The 17230-nt window shown below is 70.7% G+C and carries 15 protein-coding genes and 1 riboswitch; of the genes, 5 read left to right on the top strand and 10 right to left on the bottom strand.

All coding sequences use genetic code 11. The features are described from left to right. Positions 1-2: 2 nt before the first annotated feature. The 9 genes from ABDK56_RS12280 to ABDK56_RS12240 form a co-directional block, all read right to left on the bottom strand. A complete protein-coding gene (locus tag ABDK56_RS12280) occupies positions 3-1427 on the bottom strand; it encodes an ammonium transporter (RefSeq protein WP_349808573.1) in 1425 nt (474 codons plus the stop codon). 13 nt (positions 1428-1440) lie between these two features. Continuing rightward, entirely contained in the window at positions 1441-1779 is a 339-nt protein-coding gene (locus ABDK56_RS12275; RefSeq protein ID WP_349808572.1) for a P-II family nitrogen regulator, read from the bottom strand. Positions 1780-1793: 14 nt separating this feature from the next. After that, positions 1794-2543 carry a TorF family putative porin gene (locus ABDK56_RS12270; protein ID WP_349808571.1) on the bottom strand — a complete coding sequence of 250 codons (750 nt, stop codon included), beginning with the start codon at positions 2541-2543 and terminating at the stop codon, positions 1794-1796. Between the two features lie 168 nt (positions 2544-2711). Next, entirely contained in the window at positions 2712-3866 is a 1155-nt protein-coding gene (locus ABDK56_RS12265; RefSeq protein ID WP_349808570.1) for a trans-sulfuration enzyme family protein, read from the bottom strand. Continuing rightward, the gene (locus ABDK56_RS12260; RefSeq protein WP_349808569.1) at positions 3863-4870 is read right to left on the bottom strand and encodes an alpha/beta fold hydrolase; all 1008 of its coding nucleotides are present in this window, start codon (positions 4868-4870) and stop codon (positions 3863-3865) included. Before ABDK56_RS12260 ends, ABDK56_RS12265 begins: the two co-directional genes overlap by 4 nt. Before the next feature lie 39 nt (positions 4871-4909). After that, positions 4910-5028: riboswitch (SAM-I-IV-variant riboswitch) on the bottom strand. Between the two features lie 58 nt (positions 5029-5086). Next, on the bottom strand, positions 5087-5785 hold the full coding sequence (locus ABDK56_RS12255) for a GntR family transcriptional regulator (protein ID WP_349808568.1): 699 nt from the start codon (positions 5783-5785) through the stop codon (positions 5087-5089). 64 nt (positions 5786-5849) lie between these two features. Further along, the gene (locus ABDK56_RS12250) at positions 5850-6770 is read right to left on the bottom strand and encodes a prephenate/arogenate dehydrogenase family protein (protein WP_349808567.1); all 921 of its coding nucleotides are present in this window, start codon (positions 6768-6770) and stop codon (positions 5850-5852) included. Further along, positions 6767-7636: a phenylalanine 4-monooxygenase gene (gene phhA, locus ABDK56_RS12245; protein WP_349808566.1), complete on the bottom strand. Its 870-nt coding sequence runs from the start codon at positions 7634-7636 to the stop codon at positions 6767-6769. The genes ABDK56_RS12250 and phhA overlap by 4 nt, the downstream gene beginning before the upstream one ends. Beyond that, on the bottom strand, positions 7633-9477 hold the full coding sequence (locus tag ABDK56_RS12240; RefSeq protein ID WP_502959307.1) for a 3-deoxy-7-phosphoheptulonate synthase: 1845 nt from the start codon (positions 9475-9477) through the stop codon (positions 7633-7635). Before ABDK56_RS12240 ends, phhA begins: the two co-directional genes overlap by 4 nt. A gap of 401 nt (positions 9478-9878) precedes the next feature. Between ABDK56_RS12240 and ABDK56_RS12230 the strand changes: the two genes are divergently transcribed. From ABDK56_RS12230 to thrC, 4 genes are all read left to right on the top strand, one after another. Continuing rightward, entirely contained in the window at positions 9879-10001 is a 123-nt protein-coding gene (locus tag ABDK56_RS12230) for a hypothetical protein (protein WP_349808565.1), read from the top strand. Positions 10002-10102: 101 nt separating this feature from the next. Then, on the top strand, positions 10103-11869 hold the full coding sequence (locus ABDK56_RS12225) for a homoserine dehydrogenase (protein ID WP_349808564.1): 1767 nt from the start codon (positions 10103-10105) through the stop codon (positions 11867-11869). Between the two features lie 5 nt (positions 11870-11874). Further along, positions 11875-12831 carry a homoserine kinase gene (locus ABDK56_RS12220; protein WP_349808563.1) on the top strand — a complete coding sequence of 319 codons (957 nt, stop codon included), beginning with the start codon at positions 11875-11877 and terminating at the stop codon, positions 12829-12831. Beyond that, complete coding sequence (thrC, locus tag ABDK56_RS12215) at positions 12828-14126, top strand: threonine synthase (protein WP_349808562.1); 1299 nt, start codon at positions 12828-12830, stop codon at positions 14124-14126. Before ABDK56_RS12220 ends, thrC begins: the two co-directional genes overlap by 4 nt. A 13-nt stretch (positions 14127-14139) precedes the next feature. Here thrC and ilvD read toward each other — a convergent pair whose 3' ends face one another. Further along, entirely contained in the window at positions 14140-15807 is a 1668-nt protein-coding gene (gene ilvD, locus ABDK56_RS12210) for a dihydroxy-acid dehydratase (protein ID WP_349808561.1), read from the bottom strand. A 382-nt stretch (positions 15808-16189) separates the two neighbouring features. On the opposite strand from ilvD, the gene ilvC reads away from it, so the two are divergent. Beyond that, complete coding sequence (gene ilvC, locus ABDK56_RS12205; protein WP_349808560.1) at positions 16190-17230, top strand: ketol-acid reductoisomerase; 1041 nt, start codon at positions 16190-16192, stop codon at positions 17228-17230.

The following is a 17230-nucleotide window of genomic DNA, read 5'->3' as shown; positions in this document are numbered from 1 at the left end:
CGTCAGGCGTTGTAGGCGCGTTCTCCATGCTCGGTGATGTCGAGGCCTTCGCGCTCCGCATCCGCCGCCGGGCGAAGCCCGACCAGCTTGTCGATGCCGAAGAACAGCACGAACGAGACGCCGCCCGACCACAGCAGCGTGACGCCGATCGCCCACAGCTGCGCGACGATCTGCGTGCTGAGGTCGAACGTCCCCGCCTTGGCGACCGCGCTGCTGTAGTCGATGATGCCCTGCCCGCCCCACGCCGGGTTGGCGCAGAAGGCGGTGCCGAGCGCCCCGACGATCCCGCCGACGCAGTGGACCCCGAACACGTCGAGCGCGTCGTCGTAGCCGAGCTTGTTCTTCACCTTGGTGACGAACAGGAAGCAGACCAGCGAGGCGACCGCGCCGAGGATGATCGAGGTGACCGGCGAGGCATAGCCCGACGCCGGGGTGATCGCGACCAGCCCGACCACCGCGCCCGACACCGCGCCGAGCAGCGAGGGCTTCTTGTGGACGACCTGTTCGACCAGGATCCACGCCATCGCCGCCGCCGCGGTCGCGACATAGGTGTTGATGAACGCGACCCCGGTGACGCCGTTCGCCTCGAGGTTGGAGCCGGCGTTGAAGCCGAACCAGCCGACCCACAGCAGGCAGGCGCCGATATAGGTCATCGGCAGCGAGTGCGGCGCCATCAGCTCATGCTTGTAGCCGAGCCGCTTGCCGAGCACGAGGCAGCCGACCAGCCCGGCGATGCCCGAGTTGATGTGGACCACCGTCCCGCCCGCGAAATCGAGCGCGCCCTTGCCGAACAGGAAGCCGTGATCGTTGGGGTTGGCCGGGGTGAAGTCCGGGCCGCCCCAGTACCAGACCATGTGCGCGATCGGGTAGTAGACGATGGTCGACCACAGCACGATGAACAGCATCAGCGGCCAGAACCGAACCCGCTCCGCCAGCCCGCCGACGATCAGCGCCGGGGTGATGCAGGCGAAGGTCATCTGGAAGATGACGTAGACATATTCGGGCAGGTAGACCTTGTTCGAGAAGGTCGCCGCGAAGGTGGTCGCGTCGACCCCCTTGAGGAACGCCTTGTCGAGCCCGCCGACGAACTCGCCGCCGCCGGTGAACGCCATCGAATAGCCCCAGCCGACCCACATCAGCGTGGTGATGCAGACGATCGCGATCACCTGCATCAGCACCGACAGCATGTTCTTCGACCGGACGAGGCCGCCGTAGAACAGCGCGAGGCCGGGCACCGACATCATCAGCACCAGCGCCGAGCTGACCAGCATCCACGCCGTGTCGCCCTTGTTGACCATGTCGGCGGTCGGCGTGAACGGCGCTGGCGCCGCGGCCGGCGCGCCCTGCGCCAGCGCCGGCGCGGCGGCGAGCAGCGCCACCGCCCCCGCCGCCGCCACCGGCCAGTATTTCGAGAGTGTCTTGGTCATGTCAGCAGGCCCCCTACAGAGCGTCATTGTCTTTATCGCCGGTCCGGATGCGGACCGCCTGTTCGACGTCGATCACGAAGATCTTGCCGTCGCCGATCGAGCCGGTGCGCGCCGCCCCCTCGATCGCCTCGACCACGCGGTCGGCATAGTCCGAAGCGACCACCACCTCGACCCGCGTCTTGGGGACGAGGTTGGTGTCATATTCGGCGCCGCGGTAGATCTCGGTATGGCCCTTCTGCCGGCCGTAGCCGTGGGCATCGCTGACGGTCAGCCCCTGGACGTCGATCCCGCCCAGCGCCTCGCGCACCTCGTCGAGCTTGTGCGGCTTGATGATGGCAAGCACTAGTTTCATGAACCCCCCTCCCGTCAGAAGGCGACGCCGACCGAGCCGACGATGCCTCCCTTGCTGATGTTGCGGCCGCTCGGGCTGTAGAGCGACTTGTTGGTGTCGACGTAGGACAGGCCGACGGTCAGCGCCTTGCGCGTGAACGTCCCGCCGACGCTCCAGTCGGTGTAGCCCTTGCCGATGGTCAGATAGCTCGGCCCGTAGCTGTGGCCGATATGCGCGGCGAGCCCGAACGGCGTCTTGGCGATCGGATAGGCGAGGTCGGCGGCAAGGTAGAGGTTATCCTCCTTGTGGATCCCGTCGACGGTCAGCGCCTTCTGCTTGGGGGCATAGGCGAGAGTCCCGGTCAGCGACGCGGTGCCGAATGCCTGGGTGAGCTTGACGTAGGGCTCGGCGAAGTCGGTGTTCGCCCCGCCCGAGCCGGGATAATAATAGTAGAGCACGCCGACATCGACCGTGGTCGACTTGTACGCCTTCTTGTAGCCCGCGATCAGGTCGATCTCGTTGTTGCTGCCGTTGGCGACATAGTCGCTGATCGACGACCCCCACACCGAGGCGTAGAAGCCCGAGCTGTGACTGAGGGTGAAGGTGCCCTGGATCGCGATATTCTTGTCGGTCTGCGAAATGCCGCGAAAGCGATAGTCCGACACGACGGTCGCGCCGCCGTTGATGGTGAACCCGCCGCCGAGATCGTCGGCGAGCGCGGGGGTCGCGCCAGCGGCGACGGCGAGGAACGCAACGACAGGCAATGCCCCAAAAACTCTGTTCATCGAGGACCTCCGAATCATGACCGGATCCTCTCCCCTGTTTCGCCCTGCCCTCTTGTCGCGGGGCCTCGGCTGGCGAAATGGGATACAATTTTGCTGCACTGCGCAATGCGAAGATTTCACGCGTCGCGCGTTCGTCATGATGCTGTCGCTTTTCGGCGACGCCGGGCCTCAGATCGCGGCGAATCCGCGCGTCAGGTCGGCGATCAAATCGTCGGCATCCTCGAGCCCGACCGACAGGCGCAGCAGGTCTTCGGCGATCCCCGCCGCGCGCTGCGCCTCGGGCGGCATGCCGCGATGGGTCATCGTCGCCGGCACGCAGATCAGTGTCGAAAAACCGCCGAGCGAGGAGGCGAGGCTGACGAGGTCGAGCGCGGCGAGGAAGCGCCGGGTCGCCTCGCCTCCGCCCGCCAGTTCGAACCCGAGCATGAACCCCGGACCCGACTGCTGCCTGGCGGCGAGCGCGTGGCCCGGCGCCGATTCGAGCCCCGGATAATGCACCGCCCGTACCGCCTCCTGGCCTTCCAGCCAGCGCGCGATACGCAGCGCCGACTGTTCCTGCCGGTCGATCCGCAGCGGGAGCGTGCGCAGCCCGCGCATGATCTGCGCGCAGTCGTGCGCCGCGCCGTTGAGCCCGCCCGCGTTCGACCACCACGCCAGCTCCTCGGCCAGCGCCGCATCCTTCGCCAGCAGCGCCCCGCCGAACAGGTCGCCGTGGCCGTTGAGCGCCTTGGTCGTCGAGTGAAGCACGAGGTCGCAGCCGAGATCGAGCGGGCGCTGGCGGCACGGGGTGAGAAAGGTGTTGTCGGCGATCGCCAGCCCGCACGCGGCGTGCGCCGCCGCGGCCAGCCGGCCAACGTCGACGATCCGGAACAGCGGGTTGCTCGGAGTCTCGATCCACAGCAGGTCGACCCCGTCGGAGAGCGCGGCATCGAGCGCCGCCGGGTCGTTCTGGTCGACGAAGGTGCAGCCGATCTTGCCCTGCCGGCGGAAAGCATCGAGCAGGCGGTAGGTGCCGCCATAGCAGTCGTGCGGCGCGACCACCCGCGCCCCGAGCGGAAGCCGGAGCAGCGCGAGCAGCGCCGCCGCCTGCCCGCTTCCGGTCACCGCGCCCCCGGTCGCGCCCTCGAGCGCGGCGAGCGTATCGACCAGCAGCGCGCGGTTCGGATTGACCGTCCGCGAATAGTCGAAGTCGGGCTTGTCGTCGGGATTGGGCCAGCGGAACGTGTCCGACGACCACAGCGGCGGCGAGATCGACCCGTAGGCGGGGTCGAGGTCGGGCCGCGCGCCCGCGACGATCGTCGCGATCCTGTCCTTCCGGCTCACGCCGCGCCGTCCACGAACGGGGCGACCAGCGCGCCGATACGGTCGGTTTCCTTCAGGAACATGTCGTGCCCGAACAGCGAATCGAGCAGCTGCAATTGGCTCGGCCCGGCGAGCCGCGCGGCAAGGTCGCGAAGCTGGCCGGGCGGGACCAGCTGGTCGGTATCGGCGCCAATGACGAGGCACGGCACGGCGACGCGTTCGGGCGCGACGCGGTGGCGGTCGATCGACGCCGACAGGCTGAGGAATCGCTCGGGGGACATCACCTTGCGGAAGGCGAGCCCGCGCGCCCGGAGGTAGGACCCGGGCGCCGACGGGCAGAGCGGGTCGTCCTGCCCGATCCCGCCGTCGAACCGCTCGGCGAACTCGTCGGCGGTGCGATAGGTCGTCATCGCCATCCCGCGCGCGATCGCGAGGCCTTCCTCGCCGCGGCCCGAGGCGAGGCCGAGCGCGACCACGCGGCGCTGCAGTTCGCGCGCGGCGGTGCTCGCCGGGTGCGGCTCGGCGGGGGCCGACACGAGCACCAGCCGCTCGACGAGGTCGGGCCGCACCTGGGCGAGCGCGAGCGCGACCATCCCGCCATAGGAAGCGCCGACGATCGTCACCCGGCCGGCAAGCCCGATCGCGTCGAGCCCGGCGGCGAGGATCGACGCCTGGTCGACGGTCGACGGCGCACACACCCCGCTCTCGTCGGCGGCGAAGTCGAAGCCGATGACATGGCGGCCGCGCGGGTCGATCGCCCGCCCGTGGCCAACCAGCCCCGACCACCAGCCCGGCGCGCCATCGTCACGCACCGCCGGGAAACGGTCGGCCGAGATCCCGCCGAGCACCAGCAGCGGCGGATCGCGCGGGTCGCCGAGGCTCGACAGCCGGAGACGCCGCCCGAACCGCGCGAGGTCGGCGGGGATCGCGATCTCGACCAGCCGCGGGCGCGCCGACGCGCCCTGCCGACATCGCTCGTCGGGCGCGCTTTCGGCGGACGGGGGCGGGACGAACGACAGCTCCATCTTCCTTCCTTCACGAAGCAAGCGGAACGACACTGCCTAGCTGGCCCGAATAATTGCCCTCTTGGCCGCATCGCCCCGCGATCGGGACCGCCACCTTGCCCGGGAGGGGCAGGTTGGCGTGGGTCGGCGAACGGGCCGTCCCACTCTTGATGCTAACGAGTCCGTTGCGCGAACTCATTGGATCCCGATTATGCTGCGCTGCGGTCGTCGGTCAAGTCAAAGTTGCGGACGCGGGCCCGACGTCGGCGCGGCTTGCCCCCCTTCGAGCCCGAGGCTCCGCCGCGCGGGGCTCGAATGGCCGCGCATCAGCGTCTCGGCGACATCGGGCTGGCCGGCGTCGATCGCGTCGACGATCGCGTGGTGCTGATGGTTGCCGGTCATCAGGATCGGGTAGATGTCGTCGAGCGACATGTGGTTGAACGCGACGACGTTGGGCGCGACGAACGGCACGGTATAGACGCGGTGGATGAGGTCGGCGAGCAGCGAGCCCTGCGCGCCGCCGACGATGAGGTCGTGAAAGCGTCCGTTCATCGCCGCATAGGCGCTTTCGTCGGCCTTCACGACATGCCCCTTGGCGAAAATCGCGTCGCCTTCGGCCAGCACCTTGCGCAGTTCGGCGACGATCGGCCCGCGGTCTGCGCGCGCGGCGAGTTCGCGCGCGGCATAGCCTTCGAGCAGGCAGCGGATCTCGGTCGCGCGGTAGCTGTCCTCGACGGTGAAGTTGCGCACCGCGTAGCCGCGCTTGCCCGCGGGTTCGAGCAGCCCCTCGCTGGCGAGCGCGGGGAGCGCGTTGCGAACCGGGGTACGCGACACGCCGAGCCGTTCGGCGATCGTCGCCTCGGCGACGCGCGCGCCCGGCGGCAGCGCGCCTTCGACGATCAGCTCGCGGATGCGCTGGGCTACGCGATTGTCCACGCTCTGGCCTGCAACATACTTCCTCTCTCTCCACCGCTCCTTAGGCGGCCCGGCACGGTCCCGTCTATGCCGCCGGGGCGCGGCCGAAGTCGGGCGCGGCGGTGTCCTGTCCTTCGTAGACGATCGCCCGGCGGATCGCGCGGGTGCGGCTGAACCAGTCGAACAGCGCCTCGCCGTCGCCCGCGCGGATCGCGCGTTCGAGCCCGGCGAGATCGCCGAGGAAGCGGTCGAGCACCTCGAGCACGCCCTCGCGGTTGGCGAGGAACACGTCGCGCCACATCGTCGGGTCCGACGCCGCCAGCCGGGTGAAATCGCGGAAGCCCCCGGCCGAATATTTGATCACCTCGCCCTCGGTCACCGCCTCGAGGTGCGAGGCGGTGCCGACCATGGTGAAGGCAATCAGGTGCGGCAGGTGGCTGGTCGCGGCGAGCACCAGGTCGTGTCGCGCGGCATCCATCACCTCGACCTTCGCGCCGATCCCAGACCAGAAGGCGGCCACCCGCGCCGTCGCTTCCCCGGGCGCGTCGGCGGCGGGGGTCAGGATGCACCAGCGCCCGCGAAACAGCGTCGCGAAACCCGCCTCGGGGCCGCTGTTCTCGGTCCCGGCGATCGGGTGCGCGGGGACCAGCGTCACGCCGGGCAGCGCGGCGCGAAGCGCCTCGGCGACCGGGGCCTTGGCCGAGCCGACGTCGCTGACGATCGCCCCGGCGGCAAGGTGCGGCGCGATTGCCGCCGCCGCCGCCGCCATCGCCCCGACCGGCACGCACAGGATCACGAGGTCGGCCCCGGCCATCGCGTCGCCGATGTCGGCGGGCAGGGCATCGACGATCCCGAGCGCGGCGGCGCGGGCGCGCACGTCGGCGTCGAGGTCGAACCCGGCGAGCGCGATGCCCGGATAGGCCGCCCTTGCCGCGCGCGCGATCGACGAGCCGATCAGCCCGAGCCCGACCAGCGCGACCCGCGCGAAGGGCACGCCCTCGCTCAAGACGAAATCAGTTCCTCGGGCCGAGCGACCTTGGGGTCGATGTCGGTCCGGTCCTCGACCGCCGCGCACAGCGCGTCGAAGTCGATTCCGCGAAGCACCTCGGCGAGCGCGTCGAACCGGTCGATGACGAAATAGCTCTTCTGGAACCCGTCGGGGCGATAGCGGGTGCGGATCACCCGCTCGAGGTCGAAGGCGAGCCGGTGCGGGCGCGGGCTTTCGAGGCAGTAATGCGTCTCGCCGAGGCTCGATGCGATGCCCGCGCCGTAAATCCGCGTCTGCCCCGCCTCGCGCGCCAGCCCGACCTCGATCGTGTACCAGTAGAGCCGCGCGACCCGCTCGACCTCGCCGATCGCGATCGCGCGCTGGCCGAGCCGGCCGAGCTCGACCATGTAATCGGCCACCGCCGGCTGGGCGAGCAGCGGCACGTGGCCGAAAACGTCGTGAAACACGTCGGGCTCGTCGATATAGTCCATCTGCCGCGGCGGGCGCATGAAATTGCCCGCGGGAAAGCGGCGGTTGGCGAGATGGTCGAAGAACACCGCGTCGGGAATCAGGCCCGGCACCGCGACCACCGACCAGCCGGTGCGCGCACCGAGCCTGTCGCTGAGCTCGTCGAAATTGGGCACCCCGGGACGCGACAGGCTGAGGATGTCGAGCCCGCGCTCGAATTCGCTCACCACCCGGTCGTGAAGCAGGGTCTTCTGCCGCGCGAACAGCGTGTCCCACACCCAATGGTCCTCGGCGGTCAGCTCGTCCCAATGCTGCGGGACGGTCCAGTCGGCGGCCGCGCCGGGCGGCGGCTCGGCATCGTCGGGCGCGCGGTGGCGGTGAGTCGCGGGCTCGAGCAGGGTCGAGGGATGGCTCATGCCGCCCTCGCCCGGCTGGCCGAGGCGTGCGCGATCAGCCCGGCGACCTCGTGCGCGACATCGAGCGCCTGCCGCTCGTTGAGCCGCGGGTCGCAGCCGGTGAGGTAACGCCGTTCGAGGTCGGCGCGCGCCAGCCGACCGCTGCCGCCGAGGCATTCGGTGACGTCGGACCCGGTCATTTCGAGGTGGATCCCGCCGGGGTGGACGCCCTCGGCCTCGGCGACCGCGAAAAAGGTCGAGATCTCGCGGATGATGTCCGACACCATCCGCGTCTTGAGCCCCTGCACGGTGCAGGTGTTGCCGTGCATCGGGTCGATCGTCCACACCACGTTGCGCCCCGACCGCTTCACCGCGCGCATCAGCGGCGGCAGATGCTCGTCGACCAGCTTCGCCCCGAACCGCCCGATCAGCACCAGCTTGCCCGCCCGGTCGTGCGGGTCGAGCCGGTCGATCAGCCGCAGCAGGTCGTCGGCGGCGATGCTCGGCCCGCACTTCAGCCCGACCGGGTTGCCGATTCCGCGCGCATATTCGACGTGCGCGCCGTCGAGCTGGCGGGTGCGGTCGCCGATCCACAGCATGTGGCCCGAGGTCGCCCAATATTGCTCGCTCGCCTCGTCGAACCGGGTCAGCGCCTGCTCGTAGTTGAGCAGCAGCGCCTCGTGGCTGGTGAACATCGTCACCGCGTGCGGCGGCGCCTGCAGCCCGACCTCGGCGGCGACCCGGGGCAGGTCGGCGTAGGAGGCCGAGGCGAAGGCATGGAGCAGCTCGATCGTCACCTGCGCCTGCCGATGCGCGTCGAGCAACCGCTTCGGGTCGTGGACCCGGGCCCGGGCATTGAACGCCGGCCCGTTGACCGCGTCGCCGCGATAGCTGGGCAGCGTCACCTCGCCGATCGTCTCGGTCGCCGACGAGCGCGGCTTGGCGAACTGCCCGGCGATCCGCGCGAGGTGGACGACGTCGATCGGGCTCGCCGCGCGCAGCTCGGCGCCCATCCGCAGCAGCAAATTGTAGGTCGCGCGGACCTTGTCGGCGTTGAACTCGGCGAAGCTCTCGGCGCAGTCGCCGCCCTGCAGGATGAACGCCTCGCCCGCCGCGACCCGCGACAGCGCGGCGCGAAGATGGATGATGTCGGCGATCTCGACCAGCGGCTCCGATCCCGCCAGCCGCCGCTCGACCCGCTCGACCGCCAGCGGGTCGGGATAGTCGGCGAGTTGCTTCGCCGGGCGACTGCGCCAGCTGTCGGGCGACCAGTCGCCGCTGTCGTTTTCCTCAGTGGGCGCGGGCGGCGCGGGCGCCTCGATCGCGATGTCGGCGGTGTCGATCCGGCCGATCGCGTGGGCGACCACCGCCCCGTCGTCGCCGCGGATGACGTCGAACAGCCGCAGTTCGCCGTCCATCGCGGGAAGCTCGCCGGGAACGATCGCGATCGCCTCGTTGCGCGCCGCCGCGCGAAGCGCGTGCGCCGCGCTCGCCGCCCAGCGCACCGGGACCGCCGAACCGAAGTGCGCTCGGACCTGCGCCTCGAGCAGTTCGGGCTGGTCGGCTGGGGCGAGCACCATCTCGGTCCGCGCCTGCGACTGGAGGCTGTGCGCCATGATCTCGCGCCACACTTTTTCGACCAGCTCGGGCCGCGCGCTGTCGGCGCGCGCGGTCAGCCGCTCAAGGATCTCGGCCTGCCGGCGCGGCCTCAGCTTGAGGTGGCGGTCGCCTTCGGCATCCTTTTGCGCAGCGATCGCCGCCGAGGCAGACAGCCGCTGCTCGATCAGCGCGAGGATCTGGTCGTCGATCCGGTCGAGGCCGGCGCGGAGCGCGGCGAGCCCTTCGGAAGCAATATCGGTCACTGGTCGGGTTCTCGTTCCTGGGCCGCCCCGTGGTACTGAAGGGGAAGGGCGGCAACGTTATCGGGTCATGGTCGCGTCTCTATCCGGCCGCCCTCAGGCGAACCGGCCGGTAAAATAGAGGCCGACGGTATAGAGAAAGGCCCCGCGCGCGGTCAGGCGGATCGATCCGGTGCTGCGGCCCTTGGTCATTTCTCGGCTCCGTTAACCCCTTAAGGCTGGCGAAGCCGCGCCCGGCTGTCAACACGGGACACATTCGGCCCATGCCGTGACCGGAATCGCGCCGAATAGCGCCTCGTACGCGCTGCGATTGTATCCCATTTGCCACGCCCTCGACGCGATTCCACCTTTTCGTTGTCCGGCGGGTTGACCTGGCGGGTCGGTCCATGCATTTTTGGGATCCCATGACCAATGACCTCGCCCTTACCGACCTTCGCGCGCCCCGCGGCGCCGCGATCGCGCGCGGCGTCATGATGATGACCATTATTACATCGATGACCACGCGCATGCGGGGAGCAGTCGGCTGATAGCGGTCTAACCAGGATCCAGTGTCACCCAACCCGCTCTCCCCCTCGGCGAGCGGGTTTTTTCATGCCTTTTTATCCAGTTGACGAAAGCGAGCAGACCAATGGCGAATGTAGCGGACAACAACGGCGGCCATGACGCCGTGGCCCACCCGAAACGGCTGTGCGTGCTGAAATTCGGCAGTTCGGTGCTCGAGCGGGAGGAGGATTATCCGCGCGTCGTCCAGGAAATCTTCCGCCACGTCCGCGACGGGGAAAAGGTGGTCGCGGTGGTCTCGGCGCTCGCCGGGCAGACCGACGCGCTCCTCGCGCAGGGCGAGCGGGTCGGCGGAGCGGGCGCGCCCGAGACGCTGGTCGCGCGGCTGGCGCGGGTCGGCGAGCTTCACTCGGCCGCGCTGCTCGCGCTCGCGCTTAGCAAGGCCGGGCTTCGCGCGGTGACGCTCGACCCGCACGAAATGGGGCTGGTGGCGAAGGGCTCGCCGCTCGATTCGGACCTGTCCGACGTCGACTCGGACGCGGTCTGGCGGCAGATCGCGGCCAACGACGTGGTCGTCGTCCCCGGCTTCTTCGCCGACCATGCCGATCATGGCGTGGTGCTGCTCGGTCGCGGCGGCACCGACCTCAGCGCGGTATTCTTCGCCGACCGGCTTGGCGCGCACCGCGTCCGCCTCATCAAGGACGTCGACGGGGTCTACGAGGCCGACCCCGCGCGCGACGCCCGCGCGCTGCGCTATTCGTCGATGAGCTATGCCGAGGCCGAACGCGCGAGCAGCGGGCTGATCCAGCCCAAGGCGATCCGCGCCGCCGACGAAAAGGACGTGCTGGTCGAAATCGCCGCGCTGGGATCGAGCGAGGCGACGACCATCGCCCGCCTGCCCGCCGAGCTGAGCCAGCCGGTCAAGCCGGCCAAGCTCAAGGTCGCGCTGCTCGGCTGCGGCGCGGTCGGCGCGGGGGTGCTCGCGCTGCTTCGCGACCGGCCCGACCTGTTCGACGTCGGCCCGGTGCTGGTGCGCGATCCCGCCAAGCACGACGAGAACGCCGTGTTCACCGACCGCTTCGAAGAGGCGGTCGCCGACAGCCCCGACATCCTCGTCGAGCTGATCGGCGGGGTCGACCTCGCCGCCGAGGCGCTTCACCAGAGCCTCGTCCAGGGCGCGCAGGTCGTCACCGCCAACAAGGCGGCGGTCGCCAAGCACTGGGATTCGCTCCACGCCTCGGCCGCGCGCCACGGCGGCGAGCTTCGCTTCTCGGGCGCGGTCGGCGGCGGCGCGCCCGTCCTCGAAACCGTGCGCAGGCTGCCGGGCCGGGTGGTCGCGGTCGAGGGGGTGATGAACGGCACCTGCAACTATCTGCTCAGCCGGCTGGCCGAGGGCGAGGCGTTCGACGCGGCGGTGGCCGAGGCGCAGCGGCTCGGCTTCGCCGAGGCCGATCCCAGCGCCGACGTCGACGGCCACGACGCCGCCGACAAGCTGTCGATCCTCGTTCGTGAAGCGTTCGGGGTCGCGCTGTCGCCGCAGTGGATCGACAAGGACTCGCTGCGCGACCTCGCGCCCGGCGCGGCGGCCGAGGCGCTGGCGCGGGGCGAAGTGCTCAAGCAGGTCGGCAGCTGTTGCCTGCGGCCCGACGGCAGCGTCGATGCCGAGGTGCGGATCGTGTCGCTCCCCGCCGCGCACCCGCTCGCGGCCGCGCGCAACGAGGAAAATCGCTTCCTTGTCACCGATGCCGACGGCAAGGTGCACGACGTGTTCGGCAAGGGAGCGGGACGGTGGCCGACGGCGACGGCGGTGTTCGCGGACATCATGGACGCCCAGCGCGCGCTGCTGGGCAGCGAGCCGGCGCCCGCCGCCGACGCCGCCAAGATGCGGGCCTGACCGCGATGCCGCGCCAGTCCGCCACCGCCAGCGCCCCCGCCAGCATCGGCAATGTCGGGGTCGGCTTCGACATCCTCGGCCAGGCGTTCGACGCCGCGCGCGACACGGTGACCGCGGTCCGCGACGCGCAGCCCGGGGTCCGGCTGATGCAGGTCAGCGGACTGGTGGCCTCGCTGCCCGATTCGCCCGCCAGCAACACCGCGCTGGCCGCGGCGAAGGCGGTGCTCGATGCGGCCGGCGCGCGGTTCGGGGCGCGGCTGTCGATCGTCAAGGGCGTGCCGCTCGCCGCCGGCATGGGCGGCTCGGCGGCCTCGGCGGTGGCCGGGGCGGCGGCCGCCAACGCACTGCTCGATTCGCCCTTCCCGCTCGACGCGCTGCTCCCGTTCGCGCTCGAGGGCGAGCGGATCGCCGCCGACCCGCCCCACTGGGACAATGTCATGGCCAGCCTCCACGGCGGGCTGGTGCTCGCGGCGAGCGAGTCGCCCGCGCTGGTCCGGCGGCTTCCCGCGCCGAAGGGCGTGGTCGCCGTCCTGTTCCACCCCGACACGCGGGTCGAGACGCGGATGGCACGATCGATCCTCGCGGCGCAGGTGCCGATGAAGCTGGCGGTCGAACATAGCCGGCGCGTCGCCGCCTTCGTCGCGGGCTGCGCGTGCGGCGACCTCGCGCTGGTCCGCGCGGGGCTCGAGGACTTGCTGGTCGAACCGCAGCGCGCGCACCTGCTCGCGCCGCTCCCCGCGGTGAAGGCGGCGGCGCTGGCGGCGGGCGCGCTCGGCTGCTCCTTTTCGGGGTCGGGCCCGTCGGTGTTCGCCTGGGCCGCCGAGCGCGAGGCCGACGCGGTCGAGTCGGCGATGGCCGGCGCATTCGCGGCGGCGGGACTCGGCGCGCGTGCCTATCGCGCGCCGGTCGAATCCGACGGGGTGCGCCTGCTCGACGCCGACGACCGGCTGGTCGCGGCATGAGGTTCGTCAGCTCGCGCGGCGGGGGCGAGCCGGTCTCGCTGTCCGATGCGCTCAGGCGGGGAATCGCGCCCGACGGCGGGCTCTACCTGCCCGAGGCTATCCCCGCCGCGCCGCTCGACCGGCTCGGCCCCGACCTGCCGCTCCCCGAGTTCGCCGCCGCGCTGTTCGCGCCCTTCGCCGCGGGCGACGCGCTGGCCGGCGAACTCGTTTCGATCTGCGCAGCGGCGCTCGATTCGCCGGTTCCGACCGTCGCGGTCGGGGCGGCGCGCCCGGGGCTCCACGCGCTCGAGCTGTTCCACGGGCCGACCGGCGCGTTCAAGGATTATGGCGCGCGCTTCCTGATGGGCTGCTTCGACCGCCTCGCAGAGGGCGAGCGGCTGACCGTGCTTGCCGCCACCTCGGGCGATACCGGGGGCGCGGTCGGCTGCGCCGCCGAGGGCCGGCGCTCGGTCGGCGCGGCGATCCTGTTCCCGCGCGGGCGCGTCTCGGCATTCCAGGAACAGCAGCTCTGCTGCTGGGGCGACAATGTGCTCGCGATCGAGGTCGACGGCGACTTCGACGATTGCCAGCGGCTGGTGAAAGCCGCCTTCGCCGACGCGCCGCTGTCGATCGGTCACCGGCTGACCTCGGCCAACTCGATCAATCTTGGGCGGTTGCTGCCGCAGGTCGCCTACATGGCGCGCGCCGCGGTCGAGCTTCACGCGGCGAGCGGGGTGCGCCCGGGCTTCATCGTGCCGAGCGGCAACCTCGGTCACGGCTATGCGCTGCTGCTCGCGCGGGCGATGGGGCTGCCGGTCGGGCCGGTGGTGCTGGCGACCAACGCCAATGCGACGCTCAAGGAATGGGCCGACACCGGCCATTATCGCCCGCGCCCGTCGGTGGCGACGCTCGCCAACGCGATGGACGTCGGCGACCCGAGCAATTTCGAGCGGCTTCGCGCGCTCCCTTCTGCGGATCGCGCGGTGCGGGTCGAGCGGGTCGACGACGACGCCATCCGCGCCCGGATCGTCGCCGACGAGCGCGCCACCGGCTACGTCTGGTGCCCGCATTCGGCGACCGCCGCCGAGGCGTGGGCGCGGCTGCCCGAGGCCGAGCGCGCCGAGCGGCCGTGGATCGCGGCGGCGACCGCGCACCCGTACAAGTTCGCCGAAGTGGTCGAACCGCTGATCGAGCGCGCGCTCGCCCCGAGCCCGCCGCTTGCCGCGATCCTCGACCGCCAGGCGCGCAAGGTCAGGATAGGGGCGAGCCTCGACCGGCTCGCCGACGTCCTCGAGGAGCGCGCGCTGGCGGCGTGATCGGGCCTGCCGGCTAGGGCAGCGTCACCGCGCCGTGCGACGCCGATCCGACCAGCGCGGCATATTTGGCGAATGCGCCGGTCGCCTCGGCCGACACCGGCCAGTCGCACGCCGGGCGCGAAGCGAGGTCGGCATCGGTCTCGATCACGCGCCGGTCGACGTCGATCACGATCCGGTCGCCGTCCTGGAGCTTGGCGACCGGCCCGCCGCGCGCCGCCTCGGGCGACACGTGGCCGACCATGAAGCCGTAGGTGGCGCCCGAAAAGCGCCCGTCGGTGACCAGTGCGACGCTGTCGCCCAGCCCGCGCCCCTGGATCGCCGCGGTGACGCCGAGCATCTCGCGCATCCCCGGCCCGCCGACCGGGCCTTCGCCGCGGATGACGACCACGTCGCCCGCCTCGATCCGCCCGTGGGTGACCGCGTCGAACGCCGCCTCCTCGCCGTCGAACACCTTGGCCGGGCCTTCGAACCGCAGCACGCCATGGCCGGCGAGCTTCACCACCCCGCCCTCGGGGGCGATGTTGCCATAGCAGATGCCGAACCCGCCGCGCGCCTTGACCGGCGCGTCGGCGGTGACGATCACTTCCTGCCCCGGGGTTTCCTTCGCCTCGGCGAAATGCTCGAACAGCGACCGGCCGGTGACGGTCGGCGCATCGGCGATCAGCCCCGCCTCCATCAACCGCCGCCCGAGCAGCGCGGTGCCCCCGGCAGCGCTCATGTCGGGCGCCATGAACCGTCCGCCGGGCTTCAGGTCGGCAATCACCGGCGTGTCGCGCGACACGTGGTCGAAATGGTCGATGTTGAATTCATCGTCCCCAATCCCCGCCTCCCGCGCGATCGCGAGGAGGTGGAGAATGAGGTTGGTCGAGCCGGCGGTCGCGGTCCCGGCGATCGCGGCGTTGGTCAGGCTGGTCGCGGTGATGAAGCTGCGGGCATTGCGCCCTTCGCGGAGCGCATCGAGCAGCAGCCGTCCCGCCTGCGCCGCCGCCTCGCGCTTGGCGGGGTGGACCGCGGGAATGTCGTTGAGCCCCATCGGCGAGAGGCCGAGGAAGCTCAGCGCGAGCGCCATGGTATTGGCGGTGAACTGACCCCCGCACGCCCCCGCGCCGGGGCAGGCGACAGCCTCGACCTCGCCGAGCGCGGCGTCGTCGATCGTCCCCGCGCTGTGCGCGCCGACCGCCTCGAACACGTCCTGGATGGTGATCGCCTTGTCGCCCAGCCGCCCGGGCATGATCGAGCCGCCGTAGAGAATGACCGAGGGCAGGTCGAGCCGCGCGGCCGCCATCGCCGCGGCGGGGAGCGTCTTGTCGCAGCCGACGATGAACAGCACCGCGTCGAGCGAATGGCCGCGCACCGCGAGCTCGGCCGAATCGGCGATCACCTCTCGGCTCATCAGCGACGCACGCATCCCGCGCGTTCCCATCGCGATCCCGTCGGTGACGACGATGGTGTTGAACTCGATCGGGGTGCCGCCCGCCTCGCTGATCCCGCGCGCGGCGTGCTGGGCGAGGTCGCGCAGGTGCATGTTGCACGGGGTGACGGTCGAGAAGCTGTGGACGATAGCGACCAGCGGCCTGGCGAGCGCGTCGCGGTCGAAGCCGGCGGCGTGGAGCATCGCGCGCGCCGGGGCGCGGGCGGGGCCGTCGACCATTTCGCGGGACGGGAGGCGGCGGTCGTTCATCGGGGACACCTTGTCGCTTTTTGGATACAATCGCTTTCCAAAAGCACGGGCGGCTTCGCTTTTAAAGGCGAAATTCCTTCCACGTGCGTCGATTTGGGGTTGCGCATCATAGTGCGACGCAGCATAAACGATCGCGAATGGGATCCCAAACGGGGTTTCGCCGAGCAGGAACAGACTCCGGTGTCATCGCTGACCAAACAGCTGAACAACGGTTTTGCCGCGACGCCGACAGGCGGCCGCATTCTCATGCTCGTACTTATTAACCTTATCGATCCCCTCGAGGGAGCGGCCTAGAGATCAAGGTCCATCACCGGACCGAAGCTCAAGACCCCCGCTCCCCAGCCGGAGCGGGGGTTTTCTTTTGCGCGAAAGGAAGACCCACGTGGAACGCATCTACACCAATGCCGACGCCGACCCCGCCGCCCTGGAGGGCGCGACGATCGCGGTCATCGGCTATGGCAGCCAGGGCCGGGCCCACGCCCGAAACCTGCGCGACAGCGGCCATTCGGTGATCGTCGGCGCGCGCGCCGGGGGCGGCGCGGCCAACCGCGCGAGCGCCGACGGGTTCGAGGTGGTTTCTCCCGCCGAGGCTGCTGTGCACGCCGCGCTGGTCTGCCTGCTGACCCCCGACATGAGCCACCGCGACGTCTATGCGAACGACATCGCGCCGAACCTTGCCGAAGGGGCGGCGCTGCTCGTCGCGCACGGCTTCAGCGTGCTTTATGGCGAAGTCGCGCCGCGCGCCGACCTCGACGTCATCCTCGTCGCGCCCAAGGGACCGGGCGACCTCGTCCGCCGCGAATATGAAATCGGGCGCGGCGTCCCCTGCCTGTTCGCGGTCCACCAGGACGCGACCGGGGCTGCGCGGGCCAAGGCGCTGGCCTATGCCCGCGGCATCGGCGGCACCCGCGCCGGGGCGATCGAGACGAGTTTCCGCGAAGAGACCGAGACTGACCTGTTCGGCGAGCAGGCGGTGCTGTGCGGCGGCGCGACCGAGCTGGTCGCCTCGGGTTTCAAGACGCTGGTCGACGCTGGCTACAAGCCCGAGGTCGCCTATTTCGAATGCCTCCACGAGCTCAAGTTGATCGTCGACCTGATGTACGAGGGCGGCTTCAAGAAGATGCTCCACTTCGTTTCCGAAACCGCCAAGTACGGCGACTTCGTCTCGGGCCCGCGCGTGATCAACGACGAGACCCGCGCGCGGATGAAGGAAGTGCTGGGCGACATCCAGAGCGGCGCCTTCGCCCGCCAGTGGATCGCCGAGAACGAGGCCGGCAAGCCCGAATATCAGCGGATGTGGGACGCCGACCTGGCCCAGCCGGTCGAGCAGGTCGGCGCCGAGCTGCGCAAGCATATGGCGTGGCTCGAGGCCGAGCGCGCCGCCGCGCCGTCGCAACCGCAACCCCAACCGCAAGCCGCCTGA

The organism is Sphingomonas sp. ASV193, from assembly GCF_040203355.1.
Classification (GTDB): domain Bacteria; phylum Pseudomonadota; class Alphaproteobacteria; order Sphingomonadales; family Sphingomonadaceae; genus Sphingomicrobium.
Note: the sequence above shows the minus strand (reverse complement) of the source record. Positions and strands in the feature narration are given on the sequence as shown.

Coding starts and splice junctions, on each gene's coding strand:
- ABDK56_RS12280 (WP_349808573.1), bottom strand. CDS start 1,427: ATGACCAAGACACTCTCGAAATACTGGCCGGTGGCGGCGGCGGGGGCG.
- ABDK56_RS12275 (WP_349808572.1), bottom strand. CDS start 1,779: ATGAAACTAGTGCTTGCCATCATCAAGCCGCACAAGCTCGACGAGGTG.
- ABDK56_RS12270 (WP_349808571.1), bottom strand. CDS start 2,543: ATGAACAGAGTTTTTGGGGCATTGCCTGTCGTTGCGTTCCTCGCCGTC.
- ABDK56_RS12260 (WP_349808569.1), bottom strand. CDS start 4,870: ATGGAGCTGTCGTTCGTCCCGCCCCCGTCCGCCGAAAGCGCGCCCGAC.
- phhA (WP_349808566.1), bottom strand. CDS start 7,636: ATGAGCCATCCCTCGACCCTGCTCGAGCCCGCGACTCACCGCCACCGC.
- ABDK56_RS12230 (WP_349808565.1), top strand. CDS start 9,879: ATGACCAATGACCTCGCCCTTACCGACCTTCGCGCGCCCCGCGGCGCC.
- ABDK56_RS12225 (WP_349808564.1), top strand. CDS start 10,103: ATGGCGAATGTAGCGGACAACAACGGCGGCCATGACGCCGTGGCCCAC.
- ABDK56_RS12220 (WP_349808563.1), top strand. CDS start 11,875: ATGCCGCGCCAGTCCGCCACCGCCAGCGCCCCCGCCAGCATCGGCAAT.
- thrC (WP_349808562.1), top strand. CDS start 12,828: ATGAGGTTCGTCAGCTCGCGCGGCGGGGGCGAGCCGGTCTCGCTGTCC.
- ilvD (WP_349808561.1), bottom strand. CDS start 15,807: ATGAACGACCGCCGCCTCCCGTCCCGCGAAATGGTCGACGGCCCCGCC.